This is a genomic window from Acidobacteriaceae bacterium (assembly GCA_028283655.1).
Lineage (GTDB): Bacteria > Acidobacteriota > Terriglobia > Terriglobales > Acidobacteriaceae > Granulicella.
This window is the reverse complement of sequence record JAPWKE010000003.1, coordinates 1,422,739-1,440,760: the sequence shown is the minus strand read 5'-3', so window position 1 is coordinate 1,440,760 and position 18,022 is coordinate 1,422,739. Positions and strand designations below refer to the sequence as shown.

Here is an 18,022-nt window from a genome sequence, read left to right as displayed (position 1 = left end):
CCTATGAGGATACGACGTTCGCCTCAGCTTCGCCTGTGGGTATTGTGATGCTGGTCGCAGCCTGCCCGATCCAGTTCAACGCCAGCATCACGAGCGCGATCGCTGCCGGTAGGAGCATGGCGATGCGCAGCGATCCTGTCGCGGTCGAAACCAGCCCCATCAACCAGGGGAAAAGAGCGGCTCCCAGGCCAGAGACCGCAAGAATCATCCCTGCGCTGCGAGCAGACGGGTTGAGCCGCATCAGCGTTCCGAAGACCGCAGGAAAGTACGGTGCAAGCACCAACCCCAACGCGATGCACTCGGCGGAGAGCGTAAGCGAGCTATGGGACAGCGAGACGGCAACGACCAGCAAGGCCCCTAGGAGCATCGAGCCAATCTGTACCGAGCGTTCTGACCACCAGCGGAGCAACAGGCTGGCGAGCAGTCGGCCCGCCGTGAGCGCGCTCCAGAAGAGGACAACGGCTGATTGCTCATTCAGCAGATGAGCGTCGGTAAAGCGCAGGCTGAAGGTGGTGAGCCAGCTCGTGAGGCACGTTTCCAGGCCGCCATAGAGAAAAAGCAGCAACGCAAAGCGAACAAAGGCCCCCGTCTCTAAAGGTTGCAGCACCACCTTGCTCTGCTTTGCCTGCGCCTTCTGTGTGCTGAACCACCCGCCGGACCCGGCTGCAAGGAAGAGCGCAGCGAGCACGAAGAGCGGCATGCGAAGTCCGAAGCGCGGAACCGTGATACCCGCCAGAACGCCCGTGACGACAGCGCCAAGGCTCCAGAAAAAGTTCAACGAAGCGAGTGCCGATCCCGTGTGCTCTTCGTAGCGACGTCCCGCAAGAATATTGGTGGCCGCAATAATCTGCCCAAGGCCAAAGCCGCCGACGAAGAGCAGCGCTCCGCCGAGCATCGGGCCGGAGGCAAGGGCAAAGGTGCCAAAGCCCACACAACCGAGTACGGCGCCGAGGAAGATGCTGAGTCGCAGACGCCGCGCCACCGAGGCTCCACCGAGAAAGGCGCCCACGAACTTGGCAAAGAAGAGCGCGCCGCTGGTAGCGTCCGAAAGGTGCCACTGATGCGCCAGGTAGGGCAGGATGGGGCCAAGTAAGGCGGTGCCTAGACCCGCAAGAACAAAGCCGACCGCCAGCCACGGTGTCGTTGGGCCATCGACGCGATCGTAGGTTTCCGTGCGCTGTTCAGGGGGATTCATGGGGGAGGGTCGTTGGCTGAGATGCTAGCACGGCTGCCCGTTGCCTGGGCAATGGTGAGAGACTGAACATGGTATGAGAAACGGATCAAAGTTGTGGGTTGCTGGATTCCTTAGTGTGCTGCTCTCGTTGGCAGCGGTAGGTTGCCGTAAGCCAGCCAAGCCTGCGGCTCCGGAAAGCCACCTGGTTCGAGGCAAGGTCATGAGCCTGAACCCCGGTTCCAACGAGATCACGCTCGATGGGGAAGAGATTCCAGGCTTTATGGAAGCCATGGCCATGCCCTATCACGTTGACGATCCCGCCGTGATGGGAGAGGTTCATCCAGGCGACCGCATTACCGCCACGCTGCTGAACGACCGCGACGATGCAGGCCCTATCCACCTTCGTCTGCATGACGTTGTCGTTATCGCGCAGGCCCGTCCGGACTACAAGCCACCTGTGGTCTATCACACGCCCACCGCAGGCGAGGTCGTGCCGAACTTCAAGCTGCTGAACCAGTCCGGCAAGACCATCTCTCTGGACTCCTTCCGTGGCAAAGCCATCGCGCTCACGTTTATCTATACCCGCTGCCAGCTTTCGGATTACTGCCCGCGCATGAGCCGTAACTTCGCCCAGATCGACGCTGCCCTGGCAAAAGACCCCGACCTTTACGCTCATACCCACCTGCTAAGCATCAGCTTTGACCCCTCGTACGACACGCCCAAAGTGCTGAAAAGCTATGGCGGTGGCGTGACGGGTAAGTACACTAACGAGACCTTTGCACATTGGGATTTTGCAGCGCCTTCCCAGAAGGATCTTCTGGATGTAGAGAAGTGGTTTGCTGTAGGTGTCACCCCGGGAGAGAACGGCACGTTAGCCCACTCCCTGGCAACTGTAGTGATCGGCAAAGATGGAAAAGTTATCGCGTTCTACCCGACCAATGACTGGCAGGTAAAGGACGTACTGGCTGCCATTGAAAAAGCCGCAAAGTAAGAGGAGAGAACGATGGCAAGATTGGCAATGATTTTCGGTGTACTACTGGCAATTCTCGGCGTGGCGTACTTTGTCGCGACAGGAAACGCGCACAAGACAGCCCTCATCCCCACCTGGTTCGGTATCGTGTTGATCGTTTGCGGCGTCCTCGCAAACTCAGAGAACGCCAGGCAGCGCATGTTGTGGATGCATATCGGCGTAACCGTCAGCCTGCTCGGCTTCCTCTTCCCGGCGATTCGCGGCATCAGCGCTCTGGTTCATGCGCACAGCTCCGGCGTCGCTTTGACGGCAACGAAGGCTGTTGCTGTGCAGGAAGAGCTTGCGATGGCAGCCCTCTGCTTCATCTTTACAGCTCTCTGCGTGCGTAGCTTCATTGCTGCCCGCCGCGAAAGGCTCGTCTAACCGTGGGTGGATTCTCCGGGCACGGTGGCGGTATGGGACGGGGCAGCGGCATGGGTGCCGACAGGCCTTCACGAGGAACAGGACGGGCTGTGACAGCAGAGCTTACCAAGCAAAGACCGAAACCGAAGCTTCGCGACGTGTGGCCGGAGATCTGGTCGCTTGTAAAGCCGCGTCGCTGGCTGCTGCTCGGCTCCTTCTTTCTGATGGTGGTCAATCGCGCCTGCTCGCTTGTGCTGCCTGCAAGCTTCAAGCCGCTGATCGACGTTGTCTTCATCCAGAAGCGCATGAGTGAACTGCCCTGGGTTGTGGGCGTCGTTATGCTAGCGACTCTGGTGCAGGGCATCACCTCCTACTCGCTGACTCAGCTACTCTCGAAAGCCGGTCAACGGCTCATCGCAGAGCTGCGCGTCAAGGTGCAGGACCACATCGGTCGCCTGCCCGTCAGCTTCTACGATGAGAACCGCACCGGCACACTCGTTGCCCGCATCATGACGGATGTCGAAGGCGTGCGAAACATCATCGGAACCGGCATCGTCGACTTCGTCGGCGGCGTCCTCACCGCGATCTTCGCGTTCATCTATCTCATTCGCCAGAGCGTCGGCATGACGCTGGTGACGTTCCTTATCATGGCGGTCTTTGCCGCCGTGGTGCAGCGTGCGTTCAAGACCATTCGCCCGATCTTCCGTGAGCGTGCCCGCGATCAACGCAGAAGTAACTGGGCGCCTGACCGAGTCGCTGGGCGGCGTGCGTGTCGTCAAGGGCTACCACGCCGAAGCCAGCGAGTCGCGCGTCTTCTCCGGTGGCGTCGATCGTCTGCTGAACAACGTGATCAGCTCGTTGACGGCGCAAAGCCTGATGACACTCTCTTCGACCGCCATTCTCGGCGTCGTCGGGGCCGTCGTCATGTGGATGGGTGCACACGCCAACGCGGCCGGGAAACTGACCCCCGGCGGATACTTCTCCTACGTCATGTTTCTCGCCTTCATGACCGCGCCGCTGGTGCAGTTGGTCAACATCGGCACGCAACTCACGGAGGCGATGGCCGGACTGGATCGCACACGCGAAGTCCTCGGCGAGATCGCCGAAGACGCCAATCCCGAGCAGCGAAACATCGTGGGTGAACTTGTCGGAGACGTACAGTTCGAACACGTCGACTTCTCGTACGTCGAAGACAAGCCCGTGTTGCACGACATTACCTTCGAAGCCAAGCCAGGAACGGTAACGGCGCTCGTCGGTTCGAGCGGCTCCGGCAAATCGACCATCATCAGCCTGATCTGCGGCTTCCACTTTGCCAGTGGCGGCGCTGTTCTGGTCGATGGGCAGGACCTCGCCACCGTCCGCCTCAGCTCATATCGCCAGCAACTCGGCGTCGTCTTGCAGGAGACCTTCCTTTTCGACGGCACCATTCGCGACAACGTGCTCTTCTCGCGTCCCGACGCCTCAGAGGCGGACTTCTTCGAGGCCTGCCGCATCGCTCGTGTCGAAGAGTTTGCCACTCGCTTTGCCGAAGGCTACGAGACGATCGTAGGCGAACGCGGCGTAAAGCTCTCTGGCGGCCAGCGTCAGCGCCTTTCCATCGCACGGGCCATTCTGGCCGACCCTCGCATCCTCATTCTCGACGAAGCCACCAGCTCGCTGGACTCAGAGTCCGAGGCGATGATTCAGGAAGGCCTGAATTATCTGATGCGCGGACGTACAACTTTTGTGATCGCGCATCGGTTGTCGACGATCCGCAAGGCCGACCAGATTCTCGTCATCGAGCAGGGACGAATTCTCGAACGCGGCACACATGACGAGCTTTATGCGTTGCAGGGCCGTTATCACGACCTCTACACCCGTCAGCACGGGCTGGAAAAGAACCTCTTTCTTGCTCCGGGTGAAGGCGACACCGCAGGTGCCTAGGGACAGCGCATACAGGTAAATTGCTTGTATGCGCTCTTGTCTGCCGCTCGCTCTTCTTGTGTTCGCGTGCTCGCCTGTTTTTGCCCAGCGTCTGCCCGGGAATGCTCTCCCCGAGCATTACACCCTGCACCTCACGCCTCACTTGAACTCCGCGACGTTCACCGGCGAAGAGACGGTCGCTCTGCATCTGCAATCTGCTTCCAGCGACGTCACGCTGAACGCTGTCGATCTGCAACTGACGGATATCTCTGCCAGCGCCGCAAAGGGCAGCTCGGAACCGGGAAGTGTCACCTATGACACGGTAAAGCAGCAGGCAACGCTGCACTTCGCCAGGCCGCTTCCAGCAGGAGATGTAACTCTCTCACTGCACTTCGCCGGGACGCTCGACAATAAGCTGCGCGGCTTCTATCTCTCGAAGACAAAGACCCGCAGCTACGCCATCACGCAGTTTGAACCAACCGACGCGCGCCGCGCCTTTCCTGTCTTCGACGAACCGGCCATGAAAGCCACCTTTGACCTGTCTCTTACCGTCGACACCGGGGACAGTGTCATCTCCAACACAAACGTACTCAGCGACCTTCCCGCCGCAGAGGGAACGCACACCGTCACCTTTGCCCGGACACCGCGCATGAGCAGTTACCTGCTCGCGTTTCAGGTTGGAGACTGGGCCTGTCGCGACGGAGAGGCGGAAGGCGTGGCGATCCGCGTTTGCTCGACGCCGGACAAGTTCGCCTACACTGGCTATGCGCTCAAAGCTGCCGAGCACTTTCTCGGCTACTACAACCACTACTTCGGCGTGAAGTACCCTCTGCCCAAGCTCGATCTCATCGGCGTTCCCGACTTTGAAGCCGGAGCCATGGAGAACTGGGGCTGCATCACCTATCGCGAGTCGTCACTACTGGTCGATGCAAAGACCGCACCCGCCAGCGACCTCGACAACGTGGCCCTGACCGTCGCGCATGAGATGGCGCACCAGTGGTTCGGCGACCTCGTCACCATGAAGTGGTGGGACAACGTCTGGCTCAACGAAGGCTTCGCCACATGGATGGAGTACAAGGCCGTGGCCGAGTGGAAGCCAGAGCGCGCCATCCTCGAAGATCGTGGCTTTGATCTGAACCGCACGATGGATGTGGACGCCACCCCGTCAACCAGGGCGATTCGAGCCAGGGCCGAGACGCCCGGCGAAATTACGCAGCAGTTCGACGTCATCAGTTACGGCAAGGCTGGCGCGGTACTCGACATGATGGAGCATTACGTCGGCCCCGAAGCGTTTCGCAAGGGTGTCTCCGCCTACATCCAGAAGCATGAGTACGCGAACGCAACAGCCGAAGACTTTTGGGACCAATTGGCCGAAAGCAGCGGCAAGCCTGCGGACAAAGTCATGTCCAGCTACATCGACCAACCGGGAATGCCGTTGCTGACCATCACGTCGGCTGGTCCCGGCCGTGTGACGCTCTCGCAGCAACGCCTTATCGTTGGCCAGCAGGCCTCGCCGTCAGACGCCTTATGGTCCATTCCGGTATGCTTCACGGGCGTTCCTTGCCAACGCTTCGGCAAGCGCTCAGAGACCATCGCACGACCTGCTTCCATCAATGCCAACGCCGACGGTCTTGGCTTCTATCGAACGCAGTACTCGCCTGATCTATTGGCCGAGATAATCGCATCCGCCCCCTCTCTCAAGCCTACAGAGCGCATCAACCTGCTCGGCGATCGGCTCTCGCTGATGCGTGCCGGTGTAGCGAACATCGGCGATCTGCTGGACCTCGTTGGTGCCCTGCGTGACGAGCGCGATCCGCAGGTCTTCGCGCAGATGCTACAGGTGCTGCAGGTTGTTGAAGGTCGCGTGGCCGACCCCGTGCAGGACCAGAAGGTCCGTCAATGGTCGGTGCGAACCTTTGCGCCGGAGTACGAAAAGCTTGGGCCACTTCCGGCCCATCCGACCGAGCAGCAGTCGCTTCTTCACGCCGTCTTCTTCGACCTCCTTACCTCCGCAGGTGATCCCAACGTGCTTACAGAGGCGAAGGCCCTCGCCGAACGTTCGCTGGATGGCGATAAGAGCGTTGACCCTGAACTGGCCGAGGCCGCGATCACCGCAACCGCTCGCCGTGCGGACGCGGACTTCTACGACAAGGTCTTTGCCGTCGCAGAGAGCGCCACCGACCCAACCAGGAAGACGGCTGCGCTTTACGATCTGCCGTACTTCTCCAACCCGCAGTTGGTCGCACGCACACTGGACTACGCCGTCAGCGGAAAGGTTCGCTCACAGGACGCATGGGTCATGCTGGTGCTGCAGATGCAGCGCACCTCCACCCGTCATCAGGCGTGGGCTTTCATCAAGGGCCATTGGGATCAGGTGATGGCGCTCTCTACGATGTTCAGCGGGCCTCAGATCATCTCGTCGACAAGCGGCTTCTGCAGCGAAGCCGATAAGCAGGATGTGGAGCAGTTCTTCGCCACACATCATGTCCAGGCGGCGAATCAGGCGCTCCCCCGGGCCATGCATGGCATCGAAAGCTGCATCCAGATTCGGCAGCAGCAGAACGCCTCGCTGGATCTCTGGCTCGCAAAGCACTAAACGCAAAACCGGCTTCCTTTGTGGGAAGCCGGTTTTGCCTTGCTACTCAAAGGGCTTACTGAACGCCGAGTTCTCGAAGCAGGAACGCGTCATCAAACGCGATCTCCTTCAGGTAGTCATAGCGGCCGGAAGCCCCGCCATGCCCTGCATCCATGTTGATGTGCAGCAGCAGCGCCGACTCGTCCGTCTTCAACGTACGCAGCTTGGCAACGTACTTCGCCGGCTCCCAGTACATCACCTGCGAATCATTCAACGACGTCTTGACGAGGATCGCCGGCAGAGGCTTGCCTGCAAGATCGTCAAGATTTTCGTAAGGCGAGTACGAGCGCATGTAGGCAAAGGCCTCCGACTCGTTGGGATTGCCCCACTCCTCGTACTCAGCCACCGTAAGCGGCAGAGACGCATCAAGCATCGTGTTCATCACATCGACGAACGGTACATGCGAAAGCACCGCGCGGAAGAGATCGGGCCGCATATTCGTGACCGCTCCCATCAGCAGTCCGCCTGCAGATCCGCCTTCAATCGCCACACGTTTCGGGTCGCCATAGCCTTCGCTCGTCAGGAACTCAACCGCTTCGATGAAGTCGGTGAACGTATTCCGCTTGGTCATCATCTTGCCGCCGTCGTGCCACGGGTCGCCCAACTCGCCACCACCGCGAATATGCGCGTACACCACCACAACACCACGATCGAGTAACGCAAGCCGCGCCGCAGAGAAGCCTAGCGGCAGCGGATAACCGTACGATCCGTATCCGTAGACGTAGAGCGGGCTCTTGCTGGTCTGGAACTTGTCTGTGCGGAAGACCAGCGAGACCGGAACTTCCGTTCCATCCGCCGTCTTGAACCATAGCCGCTTGCTCTCATAGCGAGAAGCATCGAAGCCACCCGGAACTTCCTGCTGCTTCAGCAACGTGGACTGCTTGCTCACCACGTCATAGCGATAGACAGAAGCAGGCCGCACCAGCGACTGGTAGCTGTAGCGATACGTCTCCGTGTTGAAGTCGCGGTTGATCTCGCCGTACGCCGTATAGGCCGGGTCAGGGAAGAGAATCGGGTCAGCATCCGCCTTGGGCAAACCATTCGTGTCGAAGTGGTGAACGCGCAGAACGGGCAGGCCACGCTCGCGGGAAGACGTGACGAAGAAGCGAGAGAAGAGGTCGAAGTCTTCGAGCGAGGCCTCTGCCGACTCAGCCAGCACCTCCTGCCAGTTTTCGCGGTCCGTCTTGTCTACCGGTGTGCGTACAAGCTTGTAGCGTTCCGCGTTGTTGTTCGTGCGGATATAAAAGAACCCGTCGCGATGGTCGAAGTCGTACTCTTCGTCGTCAATCCGAGGCGCGAGCAGGCGGAAGCTCGACTCTGGCTTGCTGGCTTCGATGAACCAGGCCTCGCTGGTGGTGTGCGAGCCCGCTGCGAGCACCAAATACTTGCGGTCACGCGTGCGGCCAAGCCCCAGGTTGAAGCGTTCATCGGGCTCGTGGAAGACCTCGGTGGCCGTCCCTTCGGGTGCGCCTACCGTGTGCCGAAAGACGCGGTCCTGTCGCTTGGTCTGCTCGTCTTCGGTCGAATAAAACAGCGTGGCCGAATCTGCCGCCCAGACGATCGAGCCGACACGCTCCGCGCGGTCGGGAAGCATCGCACCGGTGCGCAGGTCTTTGATCGCAAGCGTGTACTGGCGGAAGCCCGTGTTGTCGGTCGAGAACGCAAGCAGGTTGCCATCGGGAGAGAGGCTGATGTCGCCGAGGGACATGAACGGCTGACCTTCGGCAAGCTCGTTGACGTCAAGCATCGTCGCTTCGGTTTGCTCGTCCGTCGTTCCATCAGCCTGCACCGGACGGCGGCAGTAGCGCGCGTACTGCTTGCCTTTTTCCGTGCGGGTCACATACTCCCACTTGCCATCGCGATACGGCACGGAGATGTCATCTTCCTTGATGTGCGACAGAATCTCTTCGTAGAGTTCGCCCTGAAGGGCCTCGGTACCGGACATCTCGGCGGCGGTATAAGCGTTCTCAGCTTCGAGATACTGCGTGACGCGCTCGGTGCCTTTGTCGCGCAGCCAGGCATAGTCGTCGATCAGTTCCGTGGTGTGGATGGGGGTGCGTTTCGGCTCGCGTCCGGCTACAGGCGGTTGAATCTTTGTTGGCATCATCAAACTCCAGACTCCAGCTTACTTGGATGCGCGAGATAGAAAGACAACTCCATCGTTTGCTTTTGGACTCCTATTCCTTTGTAAGCGCAACAGTTTTGCGACTGCTGAGACTTTTACCTTTTGGAGGAACTTCGATGAAAAAGAGTGTTTCGATGATTTGCACCCTGACTTTGAGCGCCGTCACCATTCTGGGCACAGTTGCCGCTCACGCGCAGACCCCGGACGATGATAAGAAGTTCCTCGCCACGGCAGCGCAAGCCGATGTTAACGAGATCAAGATCAGCGAACTGGCAGAAACCAAGGCCATGAACCCTGCCGTGAAGAAGTTCGCCGAGCGAATGATTACGGACCACAAGATGCTCGAAGCCAAGATGAAGCCGTTTGCAGACTCCTGGGGCCTGCAGGCTCCTCCTGATCTCGACGAAGATCACAAGGATGTCTATGCCAAGCTGAGCGGCCTGAGCGGCAAGGACTTCGACAAGGAGTACATGGACGCCATGGTGAAGGACCACACTCAGGCGCTCGATCTCTTTACCGACGAGGTAAAGGATACGAAGGATGCCAAGTTCAAGGCTGCCGTGATCAAGGGCAAATCCGTCGTCGCCGCGCACAAGAATATGGCCTATGACCTCGACAAGAAGTTGTAAGCGAAGCACCAACCAGCTTTTGCCCTCCGGCGTTCACCGCGCCGGAGGGCTTTCTTCTGTGGGAACTTTTTCGAACAGCGAGCGTATCCTTTGACTGTGAAGCGATGGATAGAACTCCGCGCCAGTTGCTGGCTCGTATTGTTGGCCGCCCTGCTGTTGGCTGCGCCAATGCAAGGCGAACAGGTAGATAAGCTGCCCGCTCCGACCGGCTACGTCAGCGACTTTGCCGGAGTTCTGGACGCGTCCTCTCAGCAACAGATGGAGAGCCTGTGCGCCGAGGTCGATAAGACCGCTCACGCACAGATCGCCGTGGTGACCGTCCATACGCTCGACGGCGTTCCGATTGAGGATTACGCCGTTCAGTTGGAAGAAAAGTGGAAGGTCGGGGCCAAGGGCACAGACCGCGGCTTGCTGATGTTGTTTGCGATCGACGATCACAAGCAGCGGATGGAAGTCGGCTACGGGCTCGAAGGTATCTTGAACGATGCCAAGGCTGGCGACATCCTGCGCTCCATGCGTCCGCAACTTCGCGAGGCCGATTACGGCCCGGCAATCTACGGCGGGCTGCAGCAGGTGGCGAATATTATCGCGGCGGATGCAGGTGTTAAGCTTGCACCGCAGGATGACGTACCCGTCTCTCAGCCCCGGCGTCACGCACGCGGCAACGTCAACACCTTCGGCCACATCCTCTTCTTCGTCATTCTGCTGATCTTTATCTTCGGCTTTGGCCGAGGCGGCGGTGGTGGTGGTCGTGGCGGCGGTGGCGGCGGGTTAGGATGGTTTCTCCTCGGTAATCTTCTCGGCTCTGCAGGTTCGCGTGATCGCGGCGGCTGGGGCGGTGGTGGAGGAGGCTGGAGCGGCGGCGGCGGTTCCGGCGGGGGCTTCGGAGGATTCGGCGGCGGAAGTTCAGGCGGCGGCGGAGCCAGCAGCGGCTGGTAATGCCTCGCAAAGCTGGCAGGTGTTTCGCCAGCAGTCAGGGAAGTGATGAAGACAATCGATTCTGGGAGGACGAACGTGAAGAAGGGTCTTATCGCAGTTGTAGTACTTGTTGTGCTGGTGCTGCTCATTGGTGGCAGCGCAGTCACTTCGCGAAACCACATGGTGCAGCTCAACGAACAGGTGAACCAGACGTACTCCGAAGTAGACGTGCAGCAGCAGCGCCGTCTTGACCTGATTCCGAACCTCGTTGCCAGCGTCAAGGGCTACGTGAAGGAAGAGGAAACGGTGTTGACCAACATCGCGAACGCACGCGCTGCTGTTGTGGCTGCTTCGAGCGATCGCGCTTCGAGCATCACCGCCAACCAGCGTCTCGACGTGGCCTTGAGCCCTCTGTTGCGTCTGCAGGAATCCTATCCGGACCTGAAGGGCAACGAGCAGTTCATCCGTCTGGAGGATGAGTTGGCAGGAACGGAAAACCGTATCGCCGTCGCTCGCCGCCGTTACAACATGGATCTCCAGAACTACAACACCTACGTTCAGGAGATCCCGAACAGCATCTGGGCTGGCTCGAAGTTCCCGGTCAAGGACCAGTACTTCAAAGGCAATCCGCAGAACAACGTAGCGCCTTCCGTGAACTTCGACAAGTAAGTCACGCGATCTTCACAACACGCCATCGGCCTTTGGGTCGGTGGCGTCTTTGTTTGTTCGGCATGATGGGGTAGGGTAGAGATTGTATGTCCGAGATGCAGACCATTCCGACCAGCGTGTCCACCCTTGTGGGTATGCGCGTGGTCGACTCCGATGGCAAGAACTGTGGCAAGATCCACGAGTTCGCCGTCAAAGTCGACCGCGACGGCGCGCATGTGGAAGGTCTGATCCTTGATCGCAAACGCAAAGGTTTGCGGGAGCGAGTCATCGTGTCGGTCAACGACATCGTCGTTCCGCGGCTGAACGATCGCGTGCTGCGCACCGAAATCGACCCCTCTGAGCACCCGAATATGCAGGAGTATCTGCTGCTCGAGCGCGACCTGCTGGACCAGCAGATCATCGACGTCGACGGCCGCAAGGTCGTGCGCGTAAACGATGTCAACCTGGTCTGGGAGAAGCTTGGCCGCGGCAACCGCAAGGCCGTTGGCCTCCGAATTGAGGAAGTCGAAGTCGGCATTCGCGGAGCGGTTCGCCGCTTGCTGAAAGGCCTGCCTCCAGAGTCTGTCGAGAAGCTTGTCGCCAGGATTCCGGCACGCGTAATCCCTTGGACATGCGTCGATTTGATCGAGCGCGACCCAGCTCGCCGAGTACGCCTGAAGATCGGGCAGGAGCGGTTGTCCGCCCTCCATCCTTCGGACATCGCCGCCATTCTCGAAGAACTCGCCCCAGCGGAGCGCGAGGCTGTATTTACGTCCTTGCCGGAAGAGACCGCCGCAGAGGCGCTGGAAGAGATCGATCCGAAGATGCAGAAGGAACTGCTCTCGGGAATGGATTCGGAGCACGCTGCCGAGATCATCGAAGAGATGGACCCCGGTGCCGCCGCCGATCTTCTCAGCGAGCTGAGCGATGAAGAAACGGAAGCCATCCTCGAAGAGCTTGAGCCCGACGAGCGCCATGACCTGGAAGAGTTGTTGGAGTTCTCTGCGGACTCCGCCGCAGGGCAGATGACGACGGACTTTGTCAGCGCACCGGCCGGTGCTTCCGTCGCCGAAGCGGTCGAGTTGCTGCGCGAGTTTGAAGGCGACCCGGACACGATCACTGAAATCTATCTGCTGGACGAGCAGGAAAAGCTGGCCGGCGTCGTCACGCTGCCGCGACTGCTGCTCGCCAAGCCGGATGCCTCGCTCAAGGAGTTGAGCGAGATTCACAACACAAGCTGCGGCCTGCAGGCCAATCATGACGAAGTCGCCGCGCTTTTTGACAAGTACAACCTGCGTTCACTGCCGGTGACGGATCACCGTGGCCGTGTTGCAGGCGCGATCCATGCCGAGCAGGTGATCGCACAGCTTCGCGAAGGATAAACGGGGATGCCGGGAGCTACAACGGGGAGTGCCTTGAAGATTCTCTACGTCGCGGGACTTTCTCCGAACGACTCATCTTTGTATCGCGTATGGGCTTTGGAGCGGTTGGGGCATACTGTCGTCTCGCTCAATACATATCCCTATGAGCCAAAGTGGTCGCTGCTGCGCAAGGTGTGGTTTCGTGCGCAGCTCGGACCTTGGGTTACGCGTTTGAATCGTGACATCCTGGCGTTGGCACGTGCCGAGAAACCAGACATCGTGTGGGCGGACAAAGTACTCTCCATGCAGCCGGAGACGCTGAAGAAGCTGCATGCGATGGGCATCGTCACCGTGTCGTACATGATCGACAACGCCTTTGGCCCCCGCCGGGACCCGGGCTGGCGGCTCTACAGAAAATGCATCCCGTACTACGATCTCCACGCCACGCAGCGCGACCAGAATGTGCTGGATTACAAGGCGTGCGGAGCTCGCGATGTGATCAAGATCCAGACCGCCTATGAGCCGAGCATCCACTTTGCTTCGCCCACTCCGGTCACGGACGCCGAGCGTACGCGCGGTGTCTCGTTCGTGGGCACCCCCTACGATCAGCGTGCAGCGTTCCTTACCCGCCTCTGGCGCGAACGCGGTTTCCCTGTGGTGGTCTCCGGCGACAACACCTGGACGCACAAACTCGATCCTGAGGCGGCCGCAGCGATCTACACTGGCGGCGAACTCTATCAGCAGGGCTATCGCGAGGCCATGTGGCACTCGAAGATCAACCTGAGCTTTCTCACTCACTCCAATCAGGATGAGTTCGTGCACAAGAGCTTCGAGATCACCGGTTGCGGTGGTTTCCTGCTCGCCGAGCGTTCTCCCGGCCACAGCGCGCGCTTTGTCGAGGACGAAGAAGCTGTCTTCTTCTCGGACTTCGACGAGTGCGCAGAGAAGATCGCCCGCTATCTGCCCGACGAAGCTGCTCGCAACCGCATCGCGGCTGCAGGACACGCACGGGCTCTTCGGGACGGCTACAGCAACGACGCGCAGGTGGAAAAGATTCTTGCTCACGTCACACCACTGCTAAGCCGCTGACTGGTTTAGGGGTTACTCTAGATGGAGCGGCAGCTCTCGCTGGCCAACCCCAATCAACGCAAGGAGTCGATGTGAACATCAGAGCACAGATGATCGCTTCGCCACGCCTGCGCGTTGCCGAACGGGGGCAGTGATGATGGACCACCTGCGCCGCTGGCGCACCAGCATCTTTCTGGTTCTTGCCGTGCTTGGCCCCGGCTTCATTACCGCCAATGTAGACAACGACGCAGGCGGCATTTACACCTACGCGCTCGCTGGCGCGAAGTTCGGCTACGGCCTCCTGTGGACGATGATCCCCATGGCGATCATGCTTACCTTCGCGCAGGAAATCTCCGCGCGCATGGGCGTCACCACCGGCAAGGGGCTCAGCGAACTCATCCGTGAGCAGTTTGGTCTGCGCACAACAGCCACCCTGATGTGCGGCCTCGTCCTCTGCAACCTCGGCGACGTCATGAGCGAGTTCGCCGGCGTCGCCTCCAGCGGTGAACTCTTCCACGTCAGCAAGTTCATCTCCGTCCCTCTGGTTGCGTTCGCCGTCTGGGCGCTGGTCGTCTTCTGGGAGTACAAGACGCTCGAGAAGATCTTCGTCGGCCTCTCTTTCCTTTACGTCGCCTACATCGTGACCGCGGCCCTGGCTCATCCGAACTGGAGCTTCGCCATGAAGGAGACGCTCCGCCTGCCGCGCCTGCATGACCTCAAAGGAAGCTCGTACCTCTACCTCTCGGTCGGCATGATCGGCGCAACCGTCGCTCCCTGGCAGCAGTTTTATCTGCAGGCATCGGTTGTGGACAAGGGCGCGGGAAAGTCGAAGCTACGCTACGCCCAGCTGGATGCCGTCGTAGGTTCGATCTTCTCCGTAGTCGTGGCCGCGTTCATCGTCATCGCCTGCGCCGCAACGCTCTTCTCTGCGGGCCATCACGAGATCGTCGACGCCGCCGATGCGGCACAGTCCCTGCGCCCCCTCGGTGGCAGCTACGCCTTCTCGCTCTTTGCCTTTGGACTGTTGAACGCTTCGATCTTCGCAGCCTCCATCCTTCCGCTTTCGACGGCGTACACCGTCTGCGAAGCGCTAGGCTTTGAGTCTGGCCTCAGCAAGAAGTTCCGCGAAGCGCCTGCCTTCTACTGGCTCTACACGGCGCTGCTTGTCATCGGTGCGCTGCTCATTCTGCTGCCGGGCATCCCGTTGGTGAAGATCGCGGTGCTGTCTCAGGTGCTGAATGGCGTACTGTTGCCGTTCGTGTTGATCTTCATGCTTATCCTGGTGAACAAGCGCTCCCTGATGGGCAACAAGACGAACTCGCGCACCTACAACGTCGTCGCGTGGAGCCTCACGGGCCTCGCGATCATCCTTACGGTGTCGATGTTGGGAATGCAGTTCTTCGGTGGCGGCAGCTAAGGTTTAGAGCAGCTTGCCGTCCGCAAGATCGCGAATCAACTCAAGATCTGCGGTCAGGAAGTCATACTCCGGCAGACGTTCAAAGCCACTCCAGAGCATCTCCTGAAAGATGCGGTTCTCAAGCTCGCTTCGGAACTCCGTCACCTTGAAAAACTGAATCTCGATGGAAGCGCCATTGCGGTAGTTATGTCGCACGGTCGTCAGCTTTTCGCCGATTGTGGCGTCGATGCCAAGCTCTTCATTCAACTCGCGAGCCAGCGCCACTTCTGCCGTTTCGCCCGGCTCAATCTTGCCGCCGGGGAACTCCCACTTGTGCCCCATGGGCTGGTCTGGCCGACGCTGGCAGATGAGCACCTCGCGGCTTTCACCTTCACCACGCAGGATCAGTGCAGCCACAACGTGGCGTACAGGTTTGGCGGCAAGAGTGGCTGCGCGCCGGCCGTTCAATTTGCGAATCGGTCGTTTCACTTGTCAGTAGTGTAGACGCTTTATCGTGGAAAGCGTTTATCGTGCCGGTGCAACGCTGGAAGGATAGAACACGGCCCAGCTTTCCTGCGCGCTGCGCTCCACAAGAGCAGGGGATGGATTCACAGGAAACGCTTCACGCGCGATAGCCAGCATCGCCGCATCGTGTACCGAATTGCCGAAGACCGCATCTGGTGCCGTGATCTGCATACGCTTCAACGAAGCCACTTTGCCTTCATCGGTTGGAACATCCAGCAGCGTGGCGCTGGCCTTGTCGCCCTCCGGCGCAACGCATGCAGCAAGCACGCGATTGGCCGGGATGTTGAAGCGCTTGACGCCCTCTTCGATCACCCAGTCGCATGTCGAACTCACGCACCAGATGTCGGTGCCACGGGCTTGCAGCTCTGTAATCAACGCACGCATCTCCGGGAAGATGTTCTTCTCGATGTGCTCGGCAAAGAATGTCGCCGCAGCCTCGCGCAGTGTGCTGACGGGGATGCCTTCGTAGACCTGGACCATTTCGCCGCAGATCTGCAACTCGTTCACTTCGCCACGCTTGTAGCCCTCGTAACGTTCGTTCAGCCACGCCGTACGCTCGGCCGAAAGCAGCCTCGTCTCCATCGTCCAACGCATAAAAGTGGAGCCTGCATCGCCCGACCACAACGTACCGTCGCAGTCGAAGACAGCGATCTTGGGTTCGAGCGCAAGAACGCTCTGGTGAAAGGCATCGGTGGTGTGCGGGAGCGGCTGAGAAGACGTCATAGAAGCGGTCACCCAGCTAGTAGACCAGACCTGCTTGTGCACCGCCAAACGCATCCTGTAAGACAGGTGTGCCCACATTTTGATACGCTGCACTCGACGCCACGGCCTCGCGGTCTGCGGCCCCAACAGGAGATCAAAGAATCATGCTGGACAAGAACAGGCTCTTTCCCGCCGAAGCGGCGGCACGAAACGTTGCGGCGAAGCTCTATGAAACGGTGCGCGATCTGCCCATCATCAGCCCGCACGGACACACCGACCCGCAGTGGTTTGCGGACAACAAGCCGTTCCCCAACCCCACGGCGCTGTTCATCCAGCCGGACCATTACATCTTCCGCATGTTGTACTCGCAGGGCGTTGCGCTTGAGTCGCTCGGCATTCCGCAGGTGGACGGCAAGCAGCAGGCCGACCCGCGCGAAGTCTGGCGCATCTTCGCCCGTCATTACTACCTCTTCCGCGGTACGCCCACGCGTCTTTGGCTCGACTACGCCTTCCAGGAACTCTTCGGTCTCAAGGAGCGCCTCAAGCCCGAAAACGCCGACGAGTACTACGAAATCATCGACAAAGCCCTCCAGACGCCGGAGTTCCTCCCGCGCTCTCTCTTCGACCGCTTCAAGCTCGAAGTGCTCGCCACCACCGATGCGGCCGTCGACTCGCTCGAGCACCACATTAAGATCAAGAACTCTGGCTGGAAGGGGCGCGTGCTCCCCACCTTCCGCCCCGACGCCGTCGTCGACGCCGAGTACCTTGGCTTCCGCGAAAACCTCGAGAAGCTCGGCGAAGTCAGCGGAGAAGACGTCTCCTCGTGGAAGGGCTATCTCGACGCTCTCCGCAAGCGCCGCGCATTCTTCAAGCAGAACGGCGCAACCGCCACCGATCACGGCCACCTCACGGCCATGACCGCCGATCTTTCGCTGCCGGACGCCACGGCCCTCTACGAGCGCATCTACACCGGCAAAACGAACGCTGGCGACGTCGAACTCTTCCAGGCGCAGATGCTGACCGAAATGGCTGGCATGAGCGTCGAAGACGGCCTCACCATGCAGCTTCATCCCGGTTCCATCCGCAATCACAACCAGAAGGTGTACGAGAAGTTCGGCCGCGACAAGGGCGCCGACATCCCCTCGCCGACGGAGTACGTCCGCTCGCTGCGTCCGCTGCTCTCGAAGTACGGCAACGAGCCCAACTTCACCTTCATCCTCTTCACGCTCGACGAATCAACCTACTCGCGCGAACTCGCGCCGCTGGCCGGACACTACCCCTGCCTGCGCCTCGGGCCGAGCTGGTGGTTCCACGATTCGCCAGAAGGCATGTTGCGCTTCCGCGAGCAGGCCACCGAGACGGCAGGTTTCTACAACACAGTCGGCTTCAACGACGACACGCGTGCCTTCCTCTCGATCCCTGCCCGCCACGACGTCGCACGTCGCGTAGATTGCGGCTTCCTCGGTCGCCTCGTCGCAGAGCATCGTCTGGATGAAGACGAAGCCTTCGAGCTCGCGCAGGACCTCACCGTGAACCTCGTTCGCAAGGCGTACCGCCTCTAACCCCG

Annotated in this window: 14 protein-coding genes and 1 pseudogene; 11 read left to right on the top strand and 4 right to left on the bottom strand. The window is 59.9% G+C overall.

Going from position 1 to position 18,022, the window contains the following annotated elements; translation table 11 throughout:
* Position 1 precedes the first annotated feature (1 nt).
* On the bottom strand, positions 2 to 1,195 hold the full coding sequence (locus PW792_08905; protein MDE1162049.1) for an MFS transporter: 1,194 nt from the start codon (positions 1,193 to 1,195) through the stop codon (positions 2 to 4).
* Positions 1,196 to 1,286: 91 nt separating this feature from the next.
* On the opposite strand from PW792_08905, the gene PW792_08900 reads away from it, so the two are divergent.
* The 4 genes and pseudogenes from PW792_08900 (at position 1,287) to PW792_08885 (ending at position 7,044) form a co-directional block, all read left to right on the top strand.
* Entirely contained in the window at positions 1,287 to 2,165 is an 879-nt protein-coding gene (locus PW792_08900) for an SCO family protein (GenBank protein MDE1162048.1), read from the top strand.
* Positions 2,166 to 2,177: 12 nt separating this feature from the next.
* Complete coding sequence (locus tag PW792_08895) at positions 2,178 to 2,567, top strand: hypothetical protein (GenBank protein ID MDE1162047.1); 390 nt, start codon at positions 2,178 to 2,180, stop codon at positions 2,565 to 2,567.
* Between the two features lie 50 nt (positions 2,568 to 2,617).
* Positions 2,618 to 4,469, top strand: a pseudogene (locus PW792_08890) (ABC transporter ATP-binding protein).
* 28 nt (positions 4,470 to 4,497) lie between these two features.
* The gene (locus PW792_08885) at positions 4,498 to 7,044 is read left to right on the top strand and encodes a M1 family metallopeptidase (GenBank protein MDE1162046.1); all 2,547 of its coding nucleotides are present in this window, start codon (positions 4,498 to 4,500) and stop codon (positions 7,042 to 7,044) included.
* A gap of 55 nt (positions 7,045 to 7,099) precedes the next feature.
* Here the strand turns inward: PW792_08885 and PW792_08880 are convergent, their stop codons facing one another.
* A complete protein-coding gene (locus PW792_08880; GenBank protein ID MDE1162045.1) occupies positions 7,100 to 9,187 on the bottom strand; it encodes a S9 family peptidase in 2,088 nt (695 codons plus the stop codon).
* A gap of 155 nt (positions 9,188 to 9,342) precedes the next feature.
* Here PW792_08880 and PW792_08875 point away from each other — a divergent pair, with 155 nt between their 5' ends.
* The 6 genes from PW792_08875 (at position 9,343) to PW792_08850 (ending at position 15,249) form a co-directional block, all read left to right on the top strand.
* Complete coding sequence (locus PW792_08875; protein MDE1162044.1) at positions 9,343 to 9,837, top strand: DUF4142 domain-containing protein; 495 nt, start codon at positions 9,343 to 9,345, stop codon at positions 9,835 to 9,837.
* A gap of 168 nt (positions 9,838 to 10,005) precedes the next feature.
* Positions 10,006 to 10,776, top strand: a complete 771-nt coding sequence (locus PW792_08870) for a TPM domain-containing protein (protein ID MDE1162043.1) — start codon at positions 10,006 to 10,008, stop codon at positions 10,774 to 10,776.
* 75 nt (positions 10,777 to 10,851) lie between these two features.
* On the top strand, positions 10,852 to 11,424 hold the full coding sequence (locus tag PW792_08865) for a LemA family protein (GenBank protein MDE1162042.1): 573 nt from the start codon (positions 10,852 to 10,854) through the stop codon (positions 11,422 to 11,424).
* Positions 11,425 to 11,510: 86 nt separating this feature from the next.
* The gene (locus PW792_08860; protein ID MDE1162041.1) at positions 11,511 to 12,785 is read left to right on the top strand and encodes a CBS domain-containing protein; all 1,275 of its coding nucleotides are present in this window, start codon (positions 11,511 to 11,513) and stop codon (positions 12,783 to 12,785) included.
* Positions 12,786 to 12,791: 6 nt separating this feature from the next.
* Positions 12,792 to 13,853 carry a glycosyltransferase gene (locus PW792_08855; GenBank protein ID MDE1162040.1) on the top strand — a complete coding sequence of 354 codons (1,062 nt, stop codon included), beginning with the start codon at positions 12,792 to 12,794 and terminating at the stop codon, positions 13,851 to 13,853.
* A 136-nt stretch (positions 13,854 to 13,989) separates the two neighbouring features.
* On the top strand, positions 13,990 to 15,249 hold the full coding sequence (locus tag PW792_08850) for an Nramp family divalent metal transporter (protein MDE1162039.1): 1,260 nt from the start codon (positions 13,990 to 13,992) through the stop codon (positions 15,247 to 15,249).
* 3 nt (positions 15,250 to 15,252) lie between these two features.
* On the opposite strand, the gene PW792_08845 is transcribed toward PW792_08850, so the two are convergent.
* Together PW792_08845 and PW792_08840 are read right to left on the bottom strand one after the other, a co-directional pair.
* A complete protein-coding gene (locus tag PW792_08845) occupies positions 15,253 to 15,717 on the bottom strand; it encodes a (deoxy)nucleoside triphosphate pyrophosphohydrolase (GenBank protein MDE1162038.1) in 465 nt (154 codons plus the stop codon).
* A 36-nt stretch (positions 15,718 to 15,753) separates the two neighbouring features.
* A complete protein-coding gene (locus tag PW792_08840; protein MDE1162037.1) occupies positions 15,754 to 16,476 on the bottom strand; it encodes a haloacid dehalogenase-like hydrolase in 723 nt (240 codons plus the stop codon).
* Positions 16,477 to 16,619: 143 nt separating this feature from the next.
* On the opposite strand from PW792_08840, the gene uxaC reads away from it, so the two are divergent.
* Positions 16,620 to 18,017 (top strand): glucuronate isomerase, encoded by a 1,398-nt coding sequence (gene uxaC, locus PW792_08835; protein MDE1162036.1) that lies wholly within the window; start codon positions 16,620 to 16,622, stop codon positions 18,015 to 18,017.
* Positions 18,018 to 18,022: the final 5 nt, after the last annotated feature.

Excerpts from the sequence above, each read along its gene's own strand:
- uxaC (MDE1162036.1), top strand. The coding sequence starts at position 16,620 with ATGCTGGACAAGAACAGGCTCTTTCCCGCCGAAGCGGCGGCACGAAAC.
- PW792_08840 (MDE1162037.1), bottom strand. The coding sequence starts at position 16,476 with ATGACGTCTTCTCAGCCGCTCCCGCACACCACCGATGCCTTTCACCAG.
- PW792_08895 (MDE1162047.1), top strand. The coding sequence starts at position 2,178 with ATGGCAAGATTGGCAATGATTTTCGGTGTACTACTGGCAATTCTCGGC.
- PW792_08880 (MDE1162045.1), bottom strand. The coding sequence starts at position 9,187 with ATGCCAACAAAGATTCAACCGCCTGTAGCCGGACGCGAGCCGAAACGC.
- PW792_08885 (MDE1162046.1), top strand. The coding sequence starts at position 4,498 with ATGCGCTCTTGTCTGCCGCTCGCTCTTCTTGTGTTCGCGTGCTCGCCT.
- PW792_08875 (MDE1162044.1), top strand. The coding sequence starts at position 9,343 with ATGATTTGCACCCTGACTTTGAGCGCCGTCACCATTCTGGGCACAGTT.
- PW792_08905 (MDE1162049.1), bottom strand. The coding sequence starts at position 1,195 with ATGAATCCCCCTGAACAGCGCACGGAAACCTACGATCGCGTCGATGGC.
- PW792_08860 (MDE1162041.1), top strand. The coding sequence starts at position 11,511 with ATGTCCGAGATGCAGACCATTCCGACCAGCGTGTCCACCCTTGTGGGT.
- PW792_08850 (MDE1162039.1), top strand. The coding sequence starts at position 13,990 with ATGGACCACCTGCGCCGCTGGCGCACCAGCATCTTTCTGGTTCTTGCC.
- PW792_08870 (MDE1162043.1), top strand. The coding sequence starts at position 10,006 with ATGCAAGGCGAACAGGTAGATAAGCTGCCCGCTCCGACCGGCTACGTC.
- PW792_08855 (MDE1162040.1), top strand. The coding sequence starts at position 12,792 with ATGCCGGGAGCTACAACGGGGAGTGCCTTGAAGATTCTCTACGTCGCG.